This is a genomic window from Nocardiopsis rhodophaea (assembly GCF_039530945.1).
In the GTDB taxonomy this organism is placed as follows: Bacteria; Actinomycetota; Actinomycetes; order Streptosporangiales; family Streptosporangiaceae; genus Nocardiopsis_C; species Nocardiopsis_C rhodophaea.
The window spans coordinates 126,284-141,133 of record NZ_BAAAPC010000009.1 but is presented as its reverse complement, the minus strand read 5'-3'; the positions used below and the strand labels follow the sequence as shown (position 1 = coordinate 141,133).

The 14,850-nt window shown below is 73.8% G+C and carries 13 protein-coding genes; 5 read left to right on the top strand and 8 right to left on the bottom strand.

Features of this window, described 5'->3' with window-relative positions; all coding sequences use genetic code 11:
• Positions 1–142 precede the first annotated feature (142 nt).
• Complete coding sequence (locus ABD259_RS12175; RefSeq protein WP_344162360.1) at positions 143–2,134, top strand: cation:proton antiporter domain-containing protein; 1,992 nt, start codon at positions 143–145, stop codon at positions 2,132–2,134.
• A gap of 467 nt (positions 2,135–2,601) precedes the next feature.
• Here the strand turns inward: ABD259_RS12175 and ABD259_RS12170 are convergent, their stop codons facing one another.
• Both ABD259_RS12170 and ABD259_RS12165 read right to left on the bottom strand, forming a co-directional pair.
• Positions 2,602–3,300 carry a response regulator gene (locus tag ABD259_RS12170; protein ID WP_344162357.1) on the bottom strand — a complete coding sequence of 233 codons (699 nt, stop codon included), beginning with the start codon at positions 3,298–3,300 and terminating at the stop codon, positions 2,602–2,604.
• A complete protein-coding gene (locus ABD259_RS12165) occupies positions 3,297–4,589 on the bottom strand; it encodes a sensor histidine kinase (protein WP_344162355.1) in 1,293 nt (430 codons plus the stop codon). The genes ABD259_RS12170 and ABD259_RS12165 overlap by 4 nt, the downstream gene beginning before the upstream one ends.
• A gap of 292 nt (positions 4,590–4,881) precedes the next feature.
• Here ABD259_RS12165 and ABD259_RS12160 point away from each other — a divergent pair, with 292 nt between their 5' ends.
• From ABD259_RS12160 to ABD259_RS12150, 3 genes are all read left to right on the top strand, one after another.
• Complete coding sequence (locus ABD259_RS12160; protein WP_344105813.1) at positions 4,882–5,199, top strand: hypothetical protein; 318 nt, start codon at positions 4,882–4,884, stop codon at positions 5,197–5,199.
• Positions 5,200–5,999: 800 nt separating this feature from the next.
• The gene (locus ABD259_RS12155; protein ID WP_344105811.1) at positions 6,000–7,358 is read left to right on the top strand and encodes an amino acid permease; all 1,359 of its coding nucleotides are present in this window, start codon (positions 6,000–6,002) and stop codon (positions 7,356–7,358) included.
• A 79-nt stretch (positions 7,359–7,437) separates the two neighbouring features.
• Entirely contained in the window at positions 7,438–7,932 is a 495-nt protein-coding gene (locus ABD259_RS12150; RefSeq protein WP_344105809.1) for an NUDIX domain-containing protein, read from the top strand.
• Between the two features lie 17 nt (positions 7,933–7,949).
• Here the strand turns inward: ABD259_RS12150 and ABD259_RS12145 are convergent, their stop codons facing one another.
• Positions 7,950–8,900 (bottom strand): hypothetical protein, encoded by a 951-nt coding sequence (locus tag ABD259_RS12145; protein ID WP_344105807.1) that lies wholly within the window; start codon positions 8,898–8,900, stop codon positions 7,950–7,952.
• 7 nt (positions 8,901–8,907) lie between these two features.
• The gene (locus tag ABD259_RS12140; protein WP_344105805.1) at positions 8,908–9,327 is read right to left on the bottom strand and encodes an ankyrin repeat domain-containing protein; all 420 of its coding nucleotides are present in this window, start codon (positions 9,325–9,327) and stop codon (positions 8,908–8,910) included.
• 174 nt (positions 9,328–9,501) lie between these two features.
• Between ABD259_RS12140 and ABD259_RS12135 the strand changes: the two genes are divergently transcribed.
• Positions 9,502–10,029, top strand: coding sequence for a hypothetical protein (locus tag ABD259_RS12135; RefSeq protein ID WP_344105802.1), 528 nt, complete (start codon positions 9,502–9,504; stop codon positions 10,027–10,029).
• 157 nt (positions 10,030–10,186) lie between these two features.
• On the opposite strand, the gene ABD259_RS12130 is transcribed toward ABD259_RS12135, so the two are convergent.
• From ABD259_RS12130 to ABD259_RS12115, 4 genes are all read right to left on the bottom strand, one after another.
• On the bottom strand, positions 10,187–12,274 hold the full coding sequence (locus ABD259_RS12130) for a hypothetical protein (RefSeq protein ID WP_344105800.1): 2,088 nt from the start codon (positions 12,272–12,274) through the stop codon (positions 10,187–10,189).
• Between the two features lie 92 nt (positions 12,275–12,366).
• Positions 12,367–13,626 (bottom strand): site-specific integrase, encoded by a 1,260-nt coding sequence (locus ABD259_RS12125; protein WP_344162352.1) that lies wholly within the window; start codon positions 13,624–13,626, stop codon positions 12,367–12,369.
• A 103-nt stretch (positions 13,627–13,729) separates the two neighbouring features.
• Positions 13,730–14,188 (bottom strand): hypothetical protein, encoded by a 459-nt coding sequence (locus ABD259_RS12120; protein WP_344105795.1) that lies wholly within the window; start codon positions 14,186–14,188, stop codon positions 13,730–13,732.
• Between the two features lie 83 nt (positions 14,189–14,271).
• Positions 14,272–14,586 carry a hypothetical protein gene (locus ABD259_RS12115; RefSeq protein WP_344105793.1) on the bottom strand — a complete coding sequence of 105 codons (315 nt, stop codon included), beginning with the start codon at positions 14,584–14,586 and terminating at the stop codon, positions 14,272–14,274.
• Positions 14,587–14,850 lie beyond the last annotated feature (264 nt).

Below are 14,850 nucleotides of genomic sequence, written 5' to 3'. Positions count from 1 at the left end.
CCCTGTGGGCCGCTGTGGGTTGAGGCGGTTCGCGGGGGTGCGGCCGTGCCGTGGCCGGGCGGGAGGCGGGGGCTTGGTTAGGCTGACCTGGGGTTCCCCGCGTGGGCTGGGGGTCGTGGGGGTGAGGGAGAGGGGGCCGGCCATGATGCTGGCGGCCGGGGAGACTCCGGAGTTTCTTGGGCCTGTGGTCGCGCTGCTGTGCGTGGCCGGGCTGATCGGTGCGCTGTGCGTGCGGTTGCGGGTGGTCCCGATCGTGGGGTTCCTGCTGGCCGGGGTGGTGGCGGATGTGGGCCACGTCCGGGCGGCGGCCGACATCGGTGTGATGCTGCTGCTGTTCACGATCGGGATCGAGTTCTCCCTGGAGCGTCTGGCCAAGATCCGCCGCTATGTGCTGTTGGGCGGCAGTGTGCAGGTGGTCGCGACGGTCGCGCTGACCGCGGCGGTGGTGGTGGCCGCGGGGCAGGACTGGCGTATCGGCGTGTTCACCGGGTTCCTGGTCGCGCTGTCCTCGACGGCGATCGTGCTCAAGATCGTGGCGGCCAAGGGGATGACGTCTCGGCCGACCGGGCAGGTGGCGGTGGGCATCCTGATCTTCCAGGACTTGGCCGTGGTCGTCATGGTGTTGCTCATCCCGCTGCTGGCGGGGGTGACGTCCCCCGGCGCTGGGGGCGAGGAGCCGTGGGGGATCGTGCGGGCGCTGGGGACGGCCGCGCTGGTGTTGACCGCGGTGATGGTGGTGGCGCGCAAAGTGATGCCACCGCTGTTGGAGCGGGTGGCGCGGCTGTGCTCTCCGGAGATCTTCCTGCTGACGATCGTGGCCATCGCGCTGGGCGTCGCTTATCTGACCTCGCTGGCCGGGGTCAGTGACGCGCTGGGGGCGTTCTTGGCCGGGATGGTGCTCAGCGAGTCGCGGCACAGCGCGCACGCGCTCAGCGAGATCATGCCGCTGCAGATTCTGTTCAGCGCGGTGTTCTTCGTGTCCATCGGCATGCTGCTGGATGTGGGCGTGGTGGTGGAGCTGTGGTGGCTGGTGGCGGTGCTGGCGTTGGCGGTGGTCGCGATCAAGTTGGCGGCGGGTTACCTTGCGGCGTCCACGCTGCGGGTGGGGGCGCCCACGGTGGTGGCTGGGGCGTTCCTGCTCCCCCAGATCGGGGAGTTCTCGTTTGTGTTGCAGCAGGTCGGTGCGGCATCGGGGATGAGCCCGCTGGGGTTGGGCGACCAGGGTGCGCAGCTGCTGGTGGCCGTCACTGTGGTGCTGATGACCGCGACGCCGGCGCTGGCGGCGGTGGGCGAGCGGCTGGCCAGGACGGTGGGGGTGCGTCAGGGGCACCGGGCCGCAGTGGCGCCGCGGGACGGCGCGGAGCACCGGCCGGAGCAGGGGCGCGTGCTGGTGTCGGGGTGGGGGCCGGTGGCCCAGTACCTGGGGGGCTACCTGCGGGCCCGCGGCATCCCGGTCACGGTCACGACGCTCAACCCCGACCTGGCCGCTCAGGCGGAGGCCGAGGGCCACCGGGTGGTGCGAGGCGAGGTCATCAAGGCGGGGGTGCTGCACGATGTCGGCATGGACCAGGTGCGGCTGATCGTGATCTGCGAGCACAGCGGCGAGGAGACCACGCATATCGCCGAGGCGCTGCGCAATGTGGCGCCGGGCGTGCCGATCGTGGCCCGGCCGGTGGACTCGGTGGATGTGTCGGGGCTCAGCGGCGCGGGGGTGACACGCGTGGTGGATTCCCAGCGGGCGGTCGCCCAGCCACTGACGCGGACGGTGCTGGACGTGCTGGGGGCCGAGCACTTGGAGGTGCCGCGGCCCGATCCGACGGTGGTCGTGGATTTCGCCCCGGACGCCGCGGCGGCCTGCCCGCATGCCGAGGAGATCCGCCCGGTCCTGCCGAAGAGTCCCGGGTGCACGACGTGCCTGAGCCGGGGCCGCACCGACTGGGTTCACCTGCGGATCTGTCTGACCTGCGGGTATGTGGGGTGCTGCGATTCCTCGCCGGGTCGGCATGCCCAGGAGCATGCCGGGTCCGTGGGGCATCCCATCGCGGTGTCGGCTGAGCCGGGCGAGGTGTGGGCGTGGTGCTTCTTGGACGAGGCCGAGATCGGCCCGGCGCAGGTCGACGCCTCCACGAGCTGACCCCTCCCCCGTGGGAGCGTCCGAATCCGAGGGGGCGTCGTCACCGCGGCCGGGGTCTCGGCCGGGATCGGCATGGGGCTGCGGTTGGCCGCGCCGATGCGGGGCGTAGACACCGCCCAGCGCATCCGGCTCGTGCTGGAGTACGACCCGCAGCCGCCGTTCGACACCGGGAGCGTGGACGGCGCGCCGCCGGAGATGGTCGAGTCGGTGCGCCAGCTCGTCGGGGGCTGCGGACGGCCGACCGGCGCTGCGACCTCCGCGCTTCTCCCGCCTGCCCACTCGGCGGGTCCCTCCCTGTGGCAGACCGCGCCTGTCAGGGAGGACCGGGGGACGCAGACGCCGGTGACCGGGAGGCCCACCCGTGCGCATCCACCACCTCAACTGCGGCACGATCCGCCCACCAGCATGCGGGCCTCGGGAGCAGGAACAACAGGGCGCTGGGGGGTGGTGCGGTGTACGGCGGCGGGTCAGTGTGTGGTGCCGCCGGGGCGGATGAGCCCGGAGTCGTAGGCGGCGATCACTGCCTGGGTGCGGTCGCGGACCTGGAGTTTGGACAGGATGTTGGAGACGTGCGTCTTGATGGTCTGGAGCCCGACGAACAGTTCGGCGGCGATCTCGGCGTTGGACAGGCCGCGCGCCATGAGCCGCAGCGTGTCGGCTTCTCGCTCGGTGAGTGCGGTGATCCTGGCGGCGGCGGGGGTGGCGGGTTGGGCGTGTGTGGCGGCTAGGGCGCGGATGGCGGCGGGGAACAGCAGGGCGTCGCCGGAGGCGACCAGCCGGATGGCGGCGAGGATGTCCTCGGGGCGGCTGCGTTTGAGGAGGAAGCCGCTGGCGCCCGCGCGCAGCGCGCCGTAGACGTAGTCATCGTTTTCGAAGGTGGTGACGACGATGGTCTTGGGTGGGGTGTCCAGGCTGCTGACCAGGGTGGCGGTGGCCTGGATGCCGTCCAGGCGGGGCATGCGCACGTCCATCAGGACGATGTGGGGGCGTGTGCGGCGCGCCAGGTCGAGTACGCCGGTGCCGTCGTCGGCCTCGGCCACGACCCGCAGGTCGTCTTCAGCGTTGATGAGGGCGCGTAGCCCGGCCCGCACGAGCGCTTCGTCGTCGACCAGGGCCACGGTGACCGGCCCGTCGTTGGCGTCGGGGCATGGTTGGGGCGGGGTCATCGGCCTGCTCCCCAGGTGATCTCGGCGCGCAGGTGCCAGTGGCCGTCGTGCGGTCCGGCCTCCAGGCGGCCGCCGAGGGTCCTCAGGCGCTCGCGCATGCCGGCCAGGCCGTGGCCGCCGCTGCGGCGCAGCGCGGGCAGGGCCCGCGGTGCGGTGGCGGGGGTGTGGGGGTTGGTGATCTCCACGCTGAGCCGTTCGGGTTCGATGGTCACGTGCAGGGCGATGGGGACCTGGCCGCCGTGGCGCAGGGCGTTGGTGATGCCTTCCTGGCAGATGCGGTAGGTCTCGCGGGAGACGACGGCCGGGACACGACCCACGTCTCCGTCGACGCGGGCGGTGAGCTGGCCGCCAATGGCGCGGGTGGCCTCGATGAGTCCCGCCAGGTCGCCCAGGCCGCGCTGGGGCGCGGTGGCGGTGCTCGGCTGCTCTTCGCGCAGCAGTCCCAGAACGTGGTCGAGTTCGGCGGTGGCGGTGCGGGCCTGCGCGGCGATCGTCTCCAGGGCGTGGCGGGCGAAGGCGGGGTCGGAGTCCAGCACGCGGGCGGCCGTCCCGGACTGCAGGGCGACCACGGACAGGGCGTGGCCGATGGAGTCGTGCAGTTCGCGGGCCAGCCGGTTGCGTTCGGCCAGGTGGTCGACGCGTTCCTGGGCGGCGGCCAGCCGCTCGGCGGTCGAGGGCCCCAGCAGGCGCGGGGCCAGGAGCGCCATGCCCCAGCCGATCAGTGCCATGGTGTAGATGAGGGCGAGCAGGAGACCCAGCCCCATGACGGGGGCCAGCCACCGCGCGGCGCCGGAGGGCCAGTCGGCGCCGGCGAAGGTGAGCGGGCCCTGGGCGATGGCCATGTGGTCGGCGACGAAGGGGGTGGCGGCCAGGGCCGCGGACTCGGTGAGGCCGACCATGGTGGCCAGGGCTACCCCGAATCCCCCCACCAGGTGCAGGACCAGCCATAGCCCGGTGCGCACGCGGGAGGGCCAGGACGCCGACTCGGCGACGTGCTCGGCGGTGATGGGGCCGCGCAGCAGGGTTTGGGTGACCTGGCCTTCCAAGGAGCGGGCGCCGGGGATCCAGGCCGAGGCGGCGACCAGGAGCAGCGCCGAAACCAGGGCCGCCGCCAGGGTGCCCAGGCCGGAGTCGGGGCCGGGCGTGGCGGGGGTGACGACCATCGAGCCCAGGACCAGGGTCGCCAGCAGGTAGGGCAGGAACATCGCGCCACCGATGACCATGTAGACCCAGCGTGCGTAGGTGGTGGCGCCCCACAGCGGTGTGAGCAGCAGGCGGATGATCGACACACCACGATCGTGGCACGGGTGGGCGGGTGGGGGCCTCCCCCGCCCGGGGGAATACCGCGCGTCGCGGTGGAGGAGACGCTGTGGTGCGTGGCCGGATGGCCCCGGCGGGGTGAACGAATGGCGGATTTGCGTTAAACCGCCACGTGCCGGCGGCGGTGTCTCCTACGCTCGGGGCCAGAGGGGCACAGGCGAGCGCGTACGGTGCCCCGGCGGCACCCCTCGACGCCGAACGGCCCCGTCCCCCACCCCCTGCCCACCCCTCGGCGAGGAGATGAGAAGAGATGAACGGCCGATGAGCGCGACAGATGAACTCCTGGCGGCCCTGGAGGACGGACGGCTCACCGACGCCCACGCCTACCTGGCCTTGAAGCCGCTGTGGCGCGCCGGACGGTTGCAACGCCCTGCGGGACGCTCACGGCAGTGCATCCTGCGCGCTAAAGAGGAACTGCATGCCGCCGCGAGCAGCGGAGTGCTCAGCGATGGTGAAGCCTACGACGCTCTGCGTCCCCTGCGGACCGTCCGCGACGCCGAGGCCCCGGACGGCGAGAGTGCGGTGGACCCTGAGACCGGGGAGGTCGACGCACCGGACCCCGGCGCCGAGCCGTCCTGACCACCGAGGTTGGTGGCCCAGCGGGGCGGGTTGGACATAACAAGGGAGGGTCTTCGGTGCCGGTGTGGATCTCCGACGTCCGCTCTGAGCACCGCGGGTCCTTGTGCGCGGCATGCTGCCCCTACCGATGCCAGGCTCGCGCCTGCCGGCCACCTTGCGTCGGCCCGCCGCGCCGTCGAACAGGGTCGGCCGCAGCGCTGGGCCACTGAGCGCTTCCGGGGCTGCCCCATCTCAGTCCCAGGCTGGGCCGCCCGCTACCGCGCTAGGGGCCATGCCGGCCCACGGCGCCGCAGGTTCGGGCGCGGCCGCGCCGGGTCGGCGGTGTCACCTGGTTCCCACCGGTGTCCGGTGCAGCTGCTCCGGCGGTGGGCTTTCTCGGGCTCGCCGGTGCCCCCGATCTTGACGGGGCGGCCGCGGGTCGGCTTGGCGGCGGGGCCAGCGCGAGGCCGATGTCGGCCGGGGCCTCCGGGCGCGGGTTGGGTGCCGTCGGCGTTGGGCGGGTGCCGCTACGGCGGGGGTGCGTGCGGGTAGCGGTGTGCCGGGTGACGGGCGCGGCAGGCCGCCGTGCGAGGGCGGTGCCCCGACCGCGCTGCCGCCACGCGGCGGTCCCCCTCGTTGGTGATCTCTCCCACACTCGCTTGGCAGGTGGGGTGGTGGGGGGTGTGTGCTGCGCCGGTGGTGCCGTCTGCCGCATAGTGTGTGTGGTCGTGACCTCGCACGACATTTCGCCCGTTGAGGCGGATACCAGTACATCCCCGGATGCGGCGCCGCGTCTCGCGCACACGTTGCGGCGGCGGCACATGACGATGATCGCCATCGGCGGCTCTGTGGGCGCCGGGCTGTTCATCGGGTCGGGTGCCGTCATCCACGCCGCCGGTCCCGCCGCGATCGTCTCCTATGCCATCGCCGGGGCCCTCGTCCTGCTGACCCTGCGCGCGCTGGGCGAGATGGTGGTGGCCCGCCCGGCCTCCGGGTCGTTCTCCGACTACGCCCGCATGGCCCTGGGACCGCGCGTCGGCTTCTCCATCGGGTGGCTGTACTGGTGGCTCTACAGCGTCCTGGTCGCCGCCGAGGCCGTGGCCGGGGCCTCGATCCTCTCCGGGTGGGTGGAGGCGGCGGGGGTCCAGGCGCCCACCTGGCTGCTGTCGCTGCTCCTGCTGGTGGTCATGACCGGGGCCAACCTCATCTCGGTGAAGGTGTTCGGCGAAACCGAGTCCCTCTTCTCCCTGATCAAGATCGCCACCATCGTCGCGTTCCTCGTCCTGGGCGGCCTGTACGCGGCCGGGATGTGGCCCGGGACCGACGGGGCGAGCGTCGCCAACCTGTGGGCGCACGGCGGGTTCGCGCCCAACGGGTGGGTGGCGGTGTTCGCCGCCACCGTCGTGGTGCTGTTCTCGTTCGGGGGCGTGGAGATCGTGACCATCGCCGCCGGGGAGAGCGACGAGCCCGAGCAGGGCGTGGCGCGGGCCACCACCAACGTGCTGTGGCGCATCGCCCTGTTCTACATCGCCTCCATCCTGGTGGTGGTCATGGTGCTGCCGTGGAACGACACGGGGCTGCGCACGAGCCCGTTCGTGTCGGTGATGCAGACCGTGGGCGTCCCGGCGGCCCCGCTCATCATGGAGGCCGTGGTCTTCGTGGCGGTGCTCAGCGTGCTCAACGCCGCGCTGTACACCTCGTCGCGGATGCTGCACGTGCTCACCCGGCAGGGAGACGCGCCCCGGGCGCTGTCGTCGGTCAGCGGGCGCGGTGTGCCCACGCGCGCGATCCTGCTGGGCACGGTCGTGGGGTATGTGTCGGTGATCGGCAACTACCTGTGGCCCGAGACGGTGCTGGGTTTCCTCATCGCCTCCATCGGCGCGATCCTGCTGGTCCTGTTCATCACCATCGTGTCCTCGCAGCTGGTGATGGGGCGGCGGCTGCGCGCGGACGAACCCGAACGGCTCACCTTCCGCATGTGGGGCTTCCCCTACCTCAGCTGGGTGACGCTGGCGGGGCTGGTGGCGGTCCTGGTGGCGATGGCGTTCCTGCCCGAGCATCGCGGGCCGCTGCTGACGAGCATGGCCAGCGTGGCGGTCGTGCTCGGCGCCTATGAGCTGCGGCGCAGGCTCGGCAGGACACCGGTGAGCGACCGGCCGCTGGACATCGGCGAGCGGTAGCGCGCTCCGCGGCGTACGGCATGGACACGCGTGGGGCCTGCTGCGCGCGTGTCGGGGCCGTTGCATAGGGTGTCGTTCCATGGCCGACACCGAGTTGGAGTTCTTCGAGAGCCTGCCGCGCAGCCGCGGGGCGGCCAGCGCGCTGCTGCGGGCCCCCGATGGCCGGGTGTTGCTGGTCAAGCCCACCTACAAGCCCGGGTGGAGCCTGCCCGGCGGGGTGATCGAGCAGCGGGAGTCCCCGTTGGCGGCCTGCCGCCGCGAGTGCGCCGAGGAGATCGGGTTCGTCCCCGACCTGGACGGGCTGGCGTGTGTGGACTGGATTCCGCCGGACCTGAGCCCGGACCGTCGGCCCGCGACCATCTTCATCTTCGCCGGGCGGCTGGGGGCGGGGCAGTTCGATGAGGTCCGCCTGCCCGCTGAGGAGCTGAGCGACGCCATGCTGGCCGACGCCTCCGACTTCGGGCTGCTGCTGCCCGCGGGCCGGGGGCGGCGGATCGCGACGGCGCTCAAGGCGGCGGATGCGGGGCTGACCGTGTACCTGGAGGACGGGTGTGCGGTGGACTGGGCGACCTGAGGCGGGCGGGGCGCGGCTCAGCTGGCCGTGCCGTCGTCCCCGCGGCCCGGTGCGGGCGGGGGCGGGCCCTCCCCCGGGGCCAGCAGACGCGCGGCCTGCGCGGCCTCCTCCAGCGACCGTCGCAGGTCCGCCTCGGCCAGGCGGGCGCGGTCGGTGAGCTCCTCCACTGCCCGCATCGCCTGCTCGTCGGCGGCGCTGGCCGCCAGCAGGTCGCGGTACTCCTGCTGTTCCTCCATCAGCTGCCGCACGGCGGCGAGGTTGCGGTGGTGCTCCTCGGCGGCGGCGAGGTGGGCGGCGTAGCGTTCCAGTGCCTCCACCCGGGCGGTGACCGCGGCGTCGGCCGCGCGCAGGGCCGTGTGGCGCTCGGCCAGCAGCGCTGAGACGTCGACGTCGAGGTGGATGTCGGTGGAAACGCTGGCGCGGGCGCGCATGTCGGTCAGGTGGCGCAGCCGGGTGGCGATGTCCCACAGCTGTTCGGGCAGTACCACGGCGTGGTCGATCGCCTCGACGTGGCCGGTGGCCGCCAGCGGTGAGGCGGTGACGGCGTCGACCGCCTGCTGGGCGCGGTGCAGCAGGGCGCGGGCGGGCGCGTCGACGTCATCGGCCAGCAGATAGCGGCCGTGGTGGCGGCGTGCTGCGGCGCGGGCCGGGGATTCGGTGACGCGCCGGGCCGACAGCAGCCCGGCGATGGTGAGGTTGACGGCGACCAGGACCAGTCCCAGGCCGGTGACCAGGATCAGCGCCCCGGAGCGTGTGATCAGCGCCACGAGGAACAGCGCGGAGACGATGGCCAGGTGGGTGGGGACGCGGTCGGGCAGCTCGGGGAACTCCCAGCGGGTCCGCACGGGTGGCGGGGGTGTGCGGGTGGCCGGGATGAGCGCGTGGGGGTGGGCGGCGAGCAGCTCGCGTACGGCCGGTGGCAGCGTCGGGTCGAACACCGGCTGGGGCCGCGGGTCGGGGGCGGCCATGCGCGCCTCAGGAGTCCTGGGTGTCGAAGAGGCGCAGGTAGTGGCTCTTGTTGAACATGTGTGCGGCCTCCTTTGCTGAGGGGGTGCCCGCGTCGGGGTCGGCCCCGTGCTCCACCAGGATGGCCACGACCTCGTCTTCGCCCTTGAATACCGCGCCGGCCAGCGGTGACTGTCCGCGGTCGTTGAGGCGGTCGACGTCGGCGCCTCGGCGGCACAGGTGGGCGACGGTGTCGGCGTGGCCGTGGTAGGCGGCGAGCATGACCAGGGTGTCGCCGCTGTCGTTGGTGAGGTTGACCGGGACGCCGGCGGCGAGGTAGGCGCCCAGGGATTCGGTGTCGCCGTTGCGGGCGAAGTCGAAGACCTTGGTGGCCAGGTTGATGATGTCAGGGTCGTTGATGGGGTCGGTGGACCCGTCTGCGGTACTCACGTCTTCCAGGTTAGAGCCCGCCGGCGGGGTGAGGTCGCGGCTGGCAGGGCCGGAAGGGTGGGGCGGTGGTGACGGCGGGGCACGCGGCCCCCCGCATCCGACTTGTCGGACATGGTCAGTGGTGGGGAAATGTCGCTAGGGTGCCTAGCCAACGTCCTGAGAGGAGCACCCCCTATGCGACACCTCGTCGGTTTGCTGACCGGCCTGGTCCTGGCCCCCGTCGTCGTCCTCGGGGCCGGGTGGGCCCTGCCCCGCCTGACCGAGCTCAAGGCACAGGAGGCCACGTTCCTCAGTGCCGGGGGCGCCGCGACCCTCGCGGTGGTCAGCGCACTCGCGCTGCTGGTGGCGGTGGCCATGGCGGCACCCCGGCTGACCCCCCTGGTGCCGGGGATCGCGGGGCTCACCCTGGTCGGGCTGACCGCCGGTGTCGTTCTGCGCCCCGAGCTCGCCGACCGCCTGCCCGGCAGCCCCGGCCTGAGCGGAGCCCTGGACCTGCTGCCCCTCGGCGTCTTTGTGCCGCTGGGCCTGGCGCTGGTGGTCCCGATGTTCCTGGCCTCGCGCTGGAGGGGCGCGGAACAGGCCCACGACGTCACCGAAGAGGAGTACTTCGACGGCCTCTACGACGAGGACTACGAAGACGACGAGCGCTCCCCGCTGCCCGCGGCGGCGCCCCGCCCCGGCGGTCACCGCCGCACCGCCTGACCCGCCCCGCACCGCCAGGCGGGCGCGCGGACAGCACCGCCCCTCCCCCCGCGCGACCGGCGGCACCTGGCGGCGTCGCTGGCGAACGCCGACCCCGTGGGCTCCCGGCCGGTGGGGCCGGCACCTCAGCGGGGCCGCTCCCGCACCTGCGGAGGGGTCACAGCCAGTTGGGCCCCCACCGCGAGCTGTCGGAGACGCCGGGCGGCAGCGGCGGCAGGAAGGACGCGCCCGGCGCCCGACCGTCGCTGTCCGCGCGCTCCTCACTGGCGGGTGTTTCGGCCGCGCCGCGTCCGTCGGCACGTTCCCCGGCGGCCCGTTCGGCGTCGAACATGGCGGCGATCTCGTCCGTGATCACCGGGAACACCTCGGTCGCCGCCGAATACGGGCCCGACTCCGCGCCGAGGGGGCCACCAGGTGCGGCGGTGTCGCCCGCCGCGGCCTGCGCCTCGACGCCGGCGGTGGTGTCCCCGTGCGAGAGTGCCGCGGGCTGCGCCTCCGCTGAGGTGAGGCCGCTGTCCGCCGGTGGCGTCGCGTCGTGGCCCGCCTGGGCCGGGGCGGATGCTTCCCATGTGTCGGGCTCGTCCCGCTCGGCGCTGACCCGCAGGGAGCCGCGCATGCGCTCCGGGAAGGCGTCGACGCGGGCGGGCTCGCCGCGAGCATCGGCCGCATCCCCGGCGGGAGAGGCGGTATCCGCGGTGTCGCTGTCCTGTGCGGCCGGGTCCTGCGCCGGGCCGTCTTCCGGGGCGGCCGCCGTGACGCCGTCCAGGTGGTCGCCGAGGGGGTCCTCGGCGTCGTTGTCGCCGGTACCCAGCGCGGGGTCCTGCGCGGCCGGTGCCGGGGCGGCGCCGTCGGGGGCCGTCGCGTCCGGTCGCGCGTCCTCACCTGTGTCCGCGGGCGGGTCGGGGTGTGCGCCCGGCGCCGGCGCGTCGTCCGTGGCGGGCCGCGCCTCCTGCTCGGCGGGCTCGGGCGGTTCGGTGGTGCTCTGGGGCGCCACGCGCTTGGCCGCGGGCGTGAGCGGCCCTGCCGAGGCGCGAATCTCCTCCATCGCGGGACGCACCGCCGCGCCGCCTTCCGGAACGGTCGAGGGAAAGCCGGGCGGTGTCGGGGCGGGCGTGCCGGTGGCGCCAGAGGAGTCCTCCTGCTGTGCGGCGGGCTCGGGCTCCTCGGTGCCGTGGGCGGGGGCGTCCGCGACCGCCGGGGGTGCGCTGGTGGCCACGCGGCGCCACCACAGGGCGGTCTCGTCGCTGGTGAGCTCCTCGTCGACCTCCAGCCAGGCGGGGACCTGGGGGTGGCGGCGTCCCGCGCTCCAGGTGCGCGCGAAGGGCTGGGCGTCCAGCACCACGATGCGTTCGCCGTCGACGGCGGGGATGTCGGCCGGGACGCCGTCGTTCCAGATCCACGAGCCGTCGGCGGAGGTCAGGTTCCACCAGCCGCGCACGATGCGCGCCTCGGGGTCGGGGGCGCTGGAGCGGTAGGAGGCGGTCCACCGGGGGTCGGGGCGTTCTCCGGGCAGGCCCCGGCCCTCGGGGCCGATGAGGGCGTCGGCCAGCAGGGCGTGGAGTTGGAAGTTGTCGCCGATGCCGTCGAACAGGATGCGGAACCCCCGTCCGGAGGCGCGGTCCAAGACGAGGACCGAGGTGGTTTCGGCCATCCGCAGGAGGGCGCGGACCTCGTCGAATTCCCACAGGGCCGCGGAGAGCTGGTTGGAGATCGCCACGAGTTCGGCGTGCAGGGCGGGGTCGGAGCGGATGGCGGCGCGCACGGCGGAGCTGCCGAGCATGGTCTTGGCGGCCAGGCCGTGGCGGCGGATGGTCCACCAGCACACGGTGGCGGTGGGGGCGGCCTCGGCCAGGTCGGTGGCGACGCGCTCCTCGGCTTCGGCGGTGACCGTGTCGGGGTCGGGCGGGGGGCCGCCGCCGGTGCGGTCCCAGGCGGAGAGGAACACGGCGGCGCCCTTGCCCATCAGCCGCAGCAGGCGGACCACCTCCACGCCGGTGGTGCCGGGGGCGGCGCCGGATTCGACCATCGCCCCGGCGATGAGGCTGAGGTCGGCGGCGACGCCGGGCAGGGCGTGCCCTCCGCTGAGGAGGGGGGCCAACGCCTCCAGTGCGAGTTCGCGTTCTTCCTCGGGCACGTGGGGAACCAGCGTGTAGACCTTGTGGGCTGCGGCGGGGAAGGGCTGCGGATCCGTCGCGACTGAGGCGTCGATCAGCTCCTGGAAAGCAGCGCGAAACTCATCGATCACCCCGGCATCTTCGCACATAACGGACACATTGTGGTCACCCCGATCTTCCGGGACGGTTCCGGACCGCGCCCGTGGGGCCCAGAGGTGCGCGCTCACAGGCCCAGGCGGGTGACGGCGTTGTCCTCCAGCGGGTTGGCGGTGCGGATGTAGCCGTGCACGGTGCGCGGGTTGGTCCAGCGGCCCTGGCGCATGATCTCGCGGTCCGCGGCGCCGCCCAGCGCCGCCTGGGTGGCGAACCCGGAGCGCAGCGAGTGCCCGCTGAAGGCGCGGGGGTCCAGACCCGCCCGTTCTGCGTAGCGTTTGACCAGGTCGGCGACGGCGCGCCCGGAGATCGTGCGGGGTGCCAGGCGGCCGTGCCGGTCGATGGGCGGAAACAGGGGGCGGGCGGTGCCGTCGGCCAGGTCGGTACCGGTGTAGGTGTGGCAGCGGTGGGCGGGCGGGGCGGCGGCGAGGTGGTCCGCGCCCGCCTGGGGGTCGGCTTCCAAGAACGCGCGCAGACCGGGGGCTCCGCCGTCGCGGTGGGCCCGCACGGCGTCGGCCCACTCGGCGAACGCGCAGACCGGGCAGGTGGTGCTGCGCCTGCCCCGGGGCAGGGCGACCTGCTGGGCGTGGCGCGCCTCCTGGTCGGTCTTGGTGGCCGCCAGGCCCACCACGAGCAGGGGTTCGCCGGTTGTGGCGTCGGTGTCCACGGCGATGTCGTCGAAGGTCAGCGCGGCCAGTTCGCTGCGGCGCAGGGCGCCGGCGAACCCGGCCAGGAGCAGGAGCGCGTCGCGGCGCCGTGCGGTGCCGGTGGGGTGGCCGGGGGCGGGGCGTTCGGCCAGCAGGGCTTCCAGGGTGTGCAGGAGCACGGGGCGTTTGCGGTTGGGCCGGGCGCGGCGTTGGCGCCGGATGCCGCGCAGGGTCATGCGGACCACGTCGGCGCGGGTGGGTGAGGCCAGGCCGTGGGCCCCGTGCACGGCGGCGATGGCCGCGGCCTTGCGTTCCAGGGTGGAGGGGGACAGCGCCCAGCGGGCGGGGTCGTCGCGGCCGACGGTGTCGGCCGCGGCGGCGAGGTAGACGGCGACGTCCACGGGGTCGGCGGGCAGGGAGCGGCGGCCTTCGGCCAGGCACCAGGCGGTGAAGGCGCACCAGTCGGTGCGGTAGGCGCGCAGGGTGTTGTGCGACTGGGCGGAGGCCAGGTAGCGGCCCAGGGCCGATGCCTGCTCGTCGTCGAAGCGCCGCCGCACCTCCTCCAGGGCGCGGGTGTCCACGAGCACGCTGTGGGTGCCGTGTTCCAGCCGGGTGCGGACCTCCGCCGGCACGATCTCGGCCACGTCGCCGCCGCCGGGGTGGTCTTCGGGTTTGTCGTCCACGGTGGTCCATCATGGCGCATCGCGGACCGAAGGGCGTTATGGGGCGCGCGGCCGCGGCCGGCCCGCCCCCGGATCGGACCTCGCGGGGGCGGTGTGCGGCTGGTCAGCCGAGTGCGGCGCCGATGGCCGAAACCAGGTCGGCGGGGGACGCCAGGGAGAACAGGGCCGCCGCCGACAGCAGCAGGGCCAGGCCGAACATGACGGCGGCGATCCTGCGGCGCAGCACCGCGGCGGCCACGGCGCCGACCACGGGGACGCCCAAGGCGGATGCCACCAGCCCCACGAGGTACCAGGCGGTGGCGCGCCGAGCGGCGTCGGTGATCTCCGCGGCGTTGAGCAGGGCGAAGCCCTCGGCCAGGTAGAGCACGAAGAACAGCAGGGACCCGCCGATCCAGGCCGCCGTCAGCAGGCACCACACCAGCACGGGCCAGCGCGCGGGCTCCTCCACCGCGACCGGGGTGCGCGCGGTGCGGGCGGGGTCGGCGGCCGCCGTGCGGCGGGTGTCCCGCGTCCCGGTGCGCCGTTCGCGCGGTGTGCGGGGGTTCTTCTTCTTGGGTGACACGCGCCCCTCCGATCGCCTCACGCGCGGCCACCCGGCTCGGCCGCACCGGCCCCCACCCTAGGCGGCGGGGGCCGGTGCCCTGGTCACACGGCGGCCAGGAGGTGGATGGCGGTGATGTAGGCGATCGGCCACAGCAGCAGCGCCAGCGACCAGCGTGCGGCCGTACGGTCCCCGGCGACCGTGGTGATGGCGGCGGCCAGCAGCGGCAGGCCCACGGCGGCGCCGACGCCCAGCGTGTACCACTCGGCGGCGGAGCTGGCGTCGGCTGCCACGGCGTTGAGGTACCCGATGGGCCCCAGGATCAGGCCGGCCAGTCCCAGGACGGCCGCGGTGATGCGGACGCCCAGGGGGTGGCGGGTGTTGCGGATGGGCGGGCCTCCATTTTCAACCGGCGGCAACGGGGAACGCACCTTCTCCCACAGGGTTCGTGGAGCGCCGCGCCGGGGCGTGCGCGGCGTGGACGGAGAATCGAGCACGGTGTCGGTGATGCCTTTCAGCGGGACGGATGAAACGGATCAATGTCGGTCTCGGTGATGTGGTGTTCGGTGGTCATCGGGGCAGAGGGGCGCTGCCCGGATGCGACATCGACCATCCAACTCGGCTCGGGGCTGTCGATCAAGAGGTCGGGTGGGCGAGTGTCGTCATCCTCGTGGCGTTTTTCC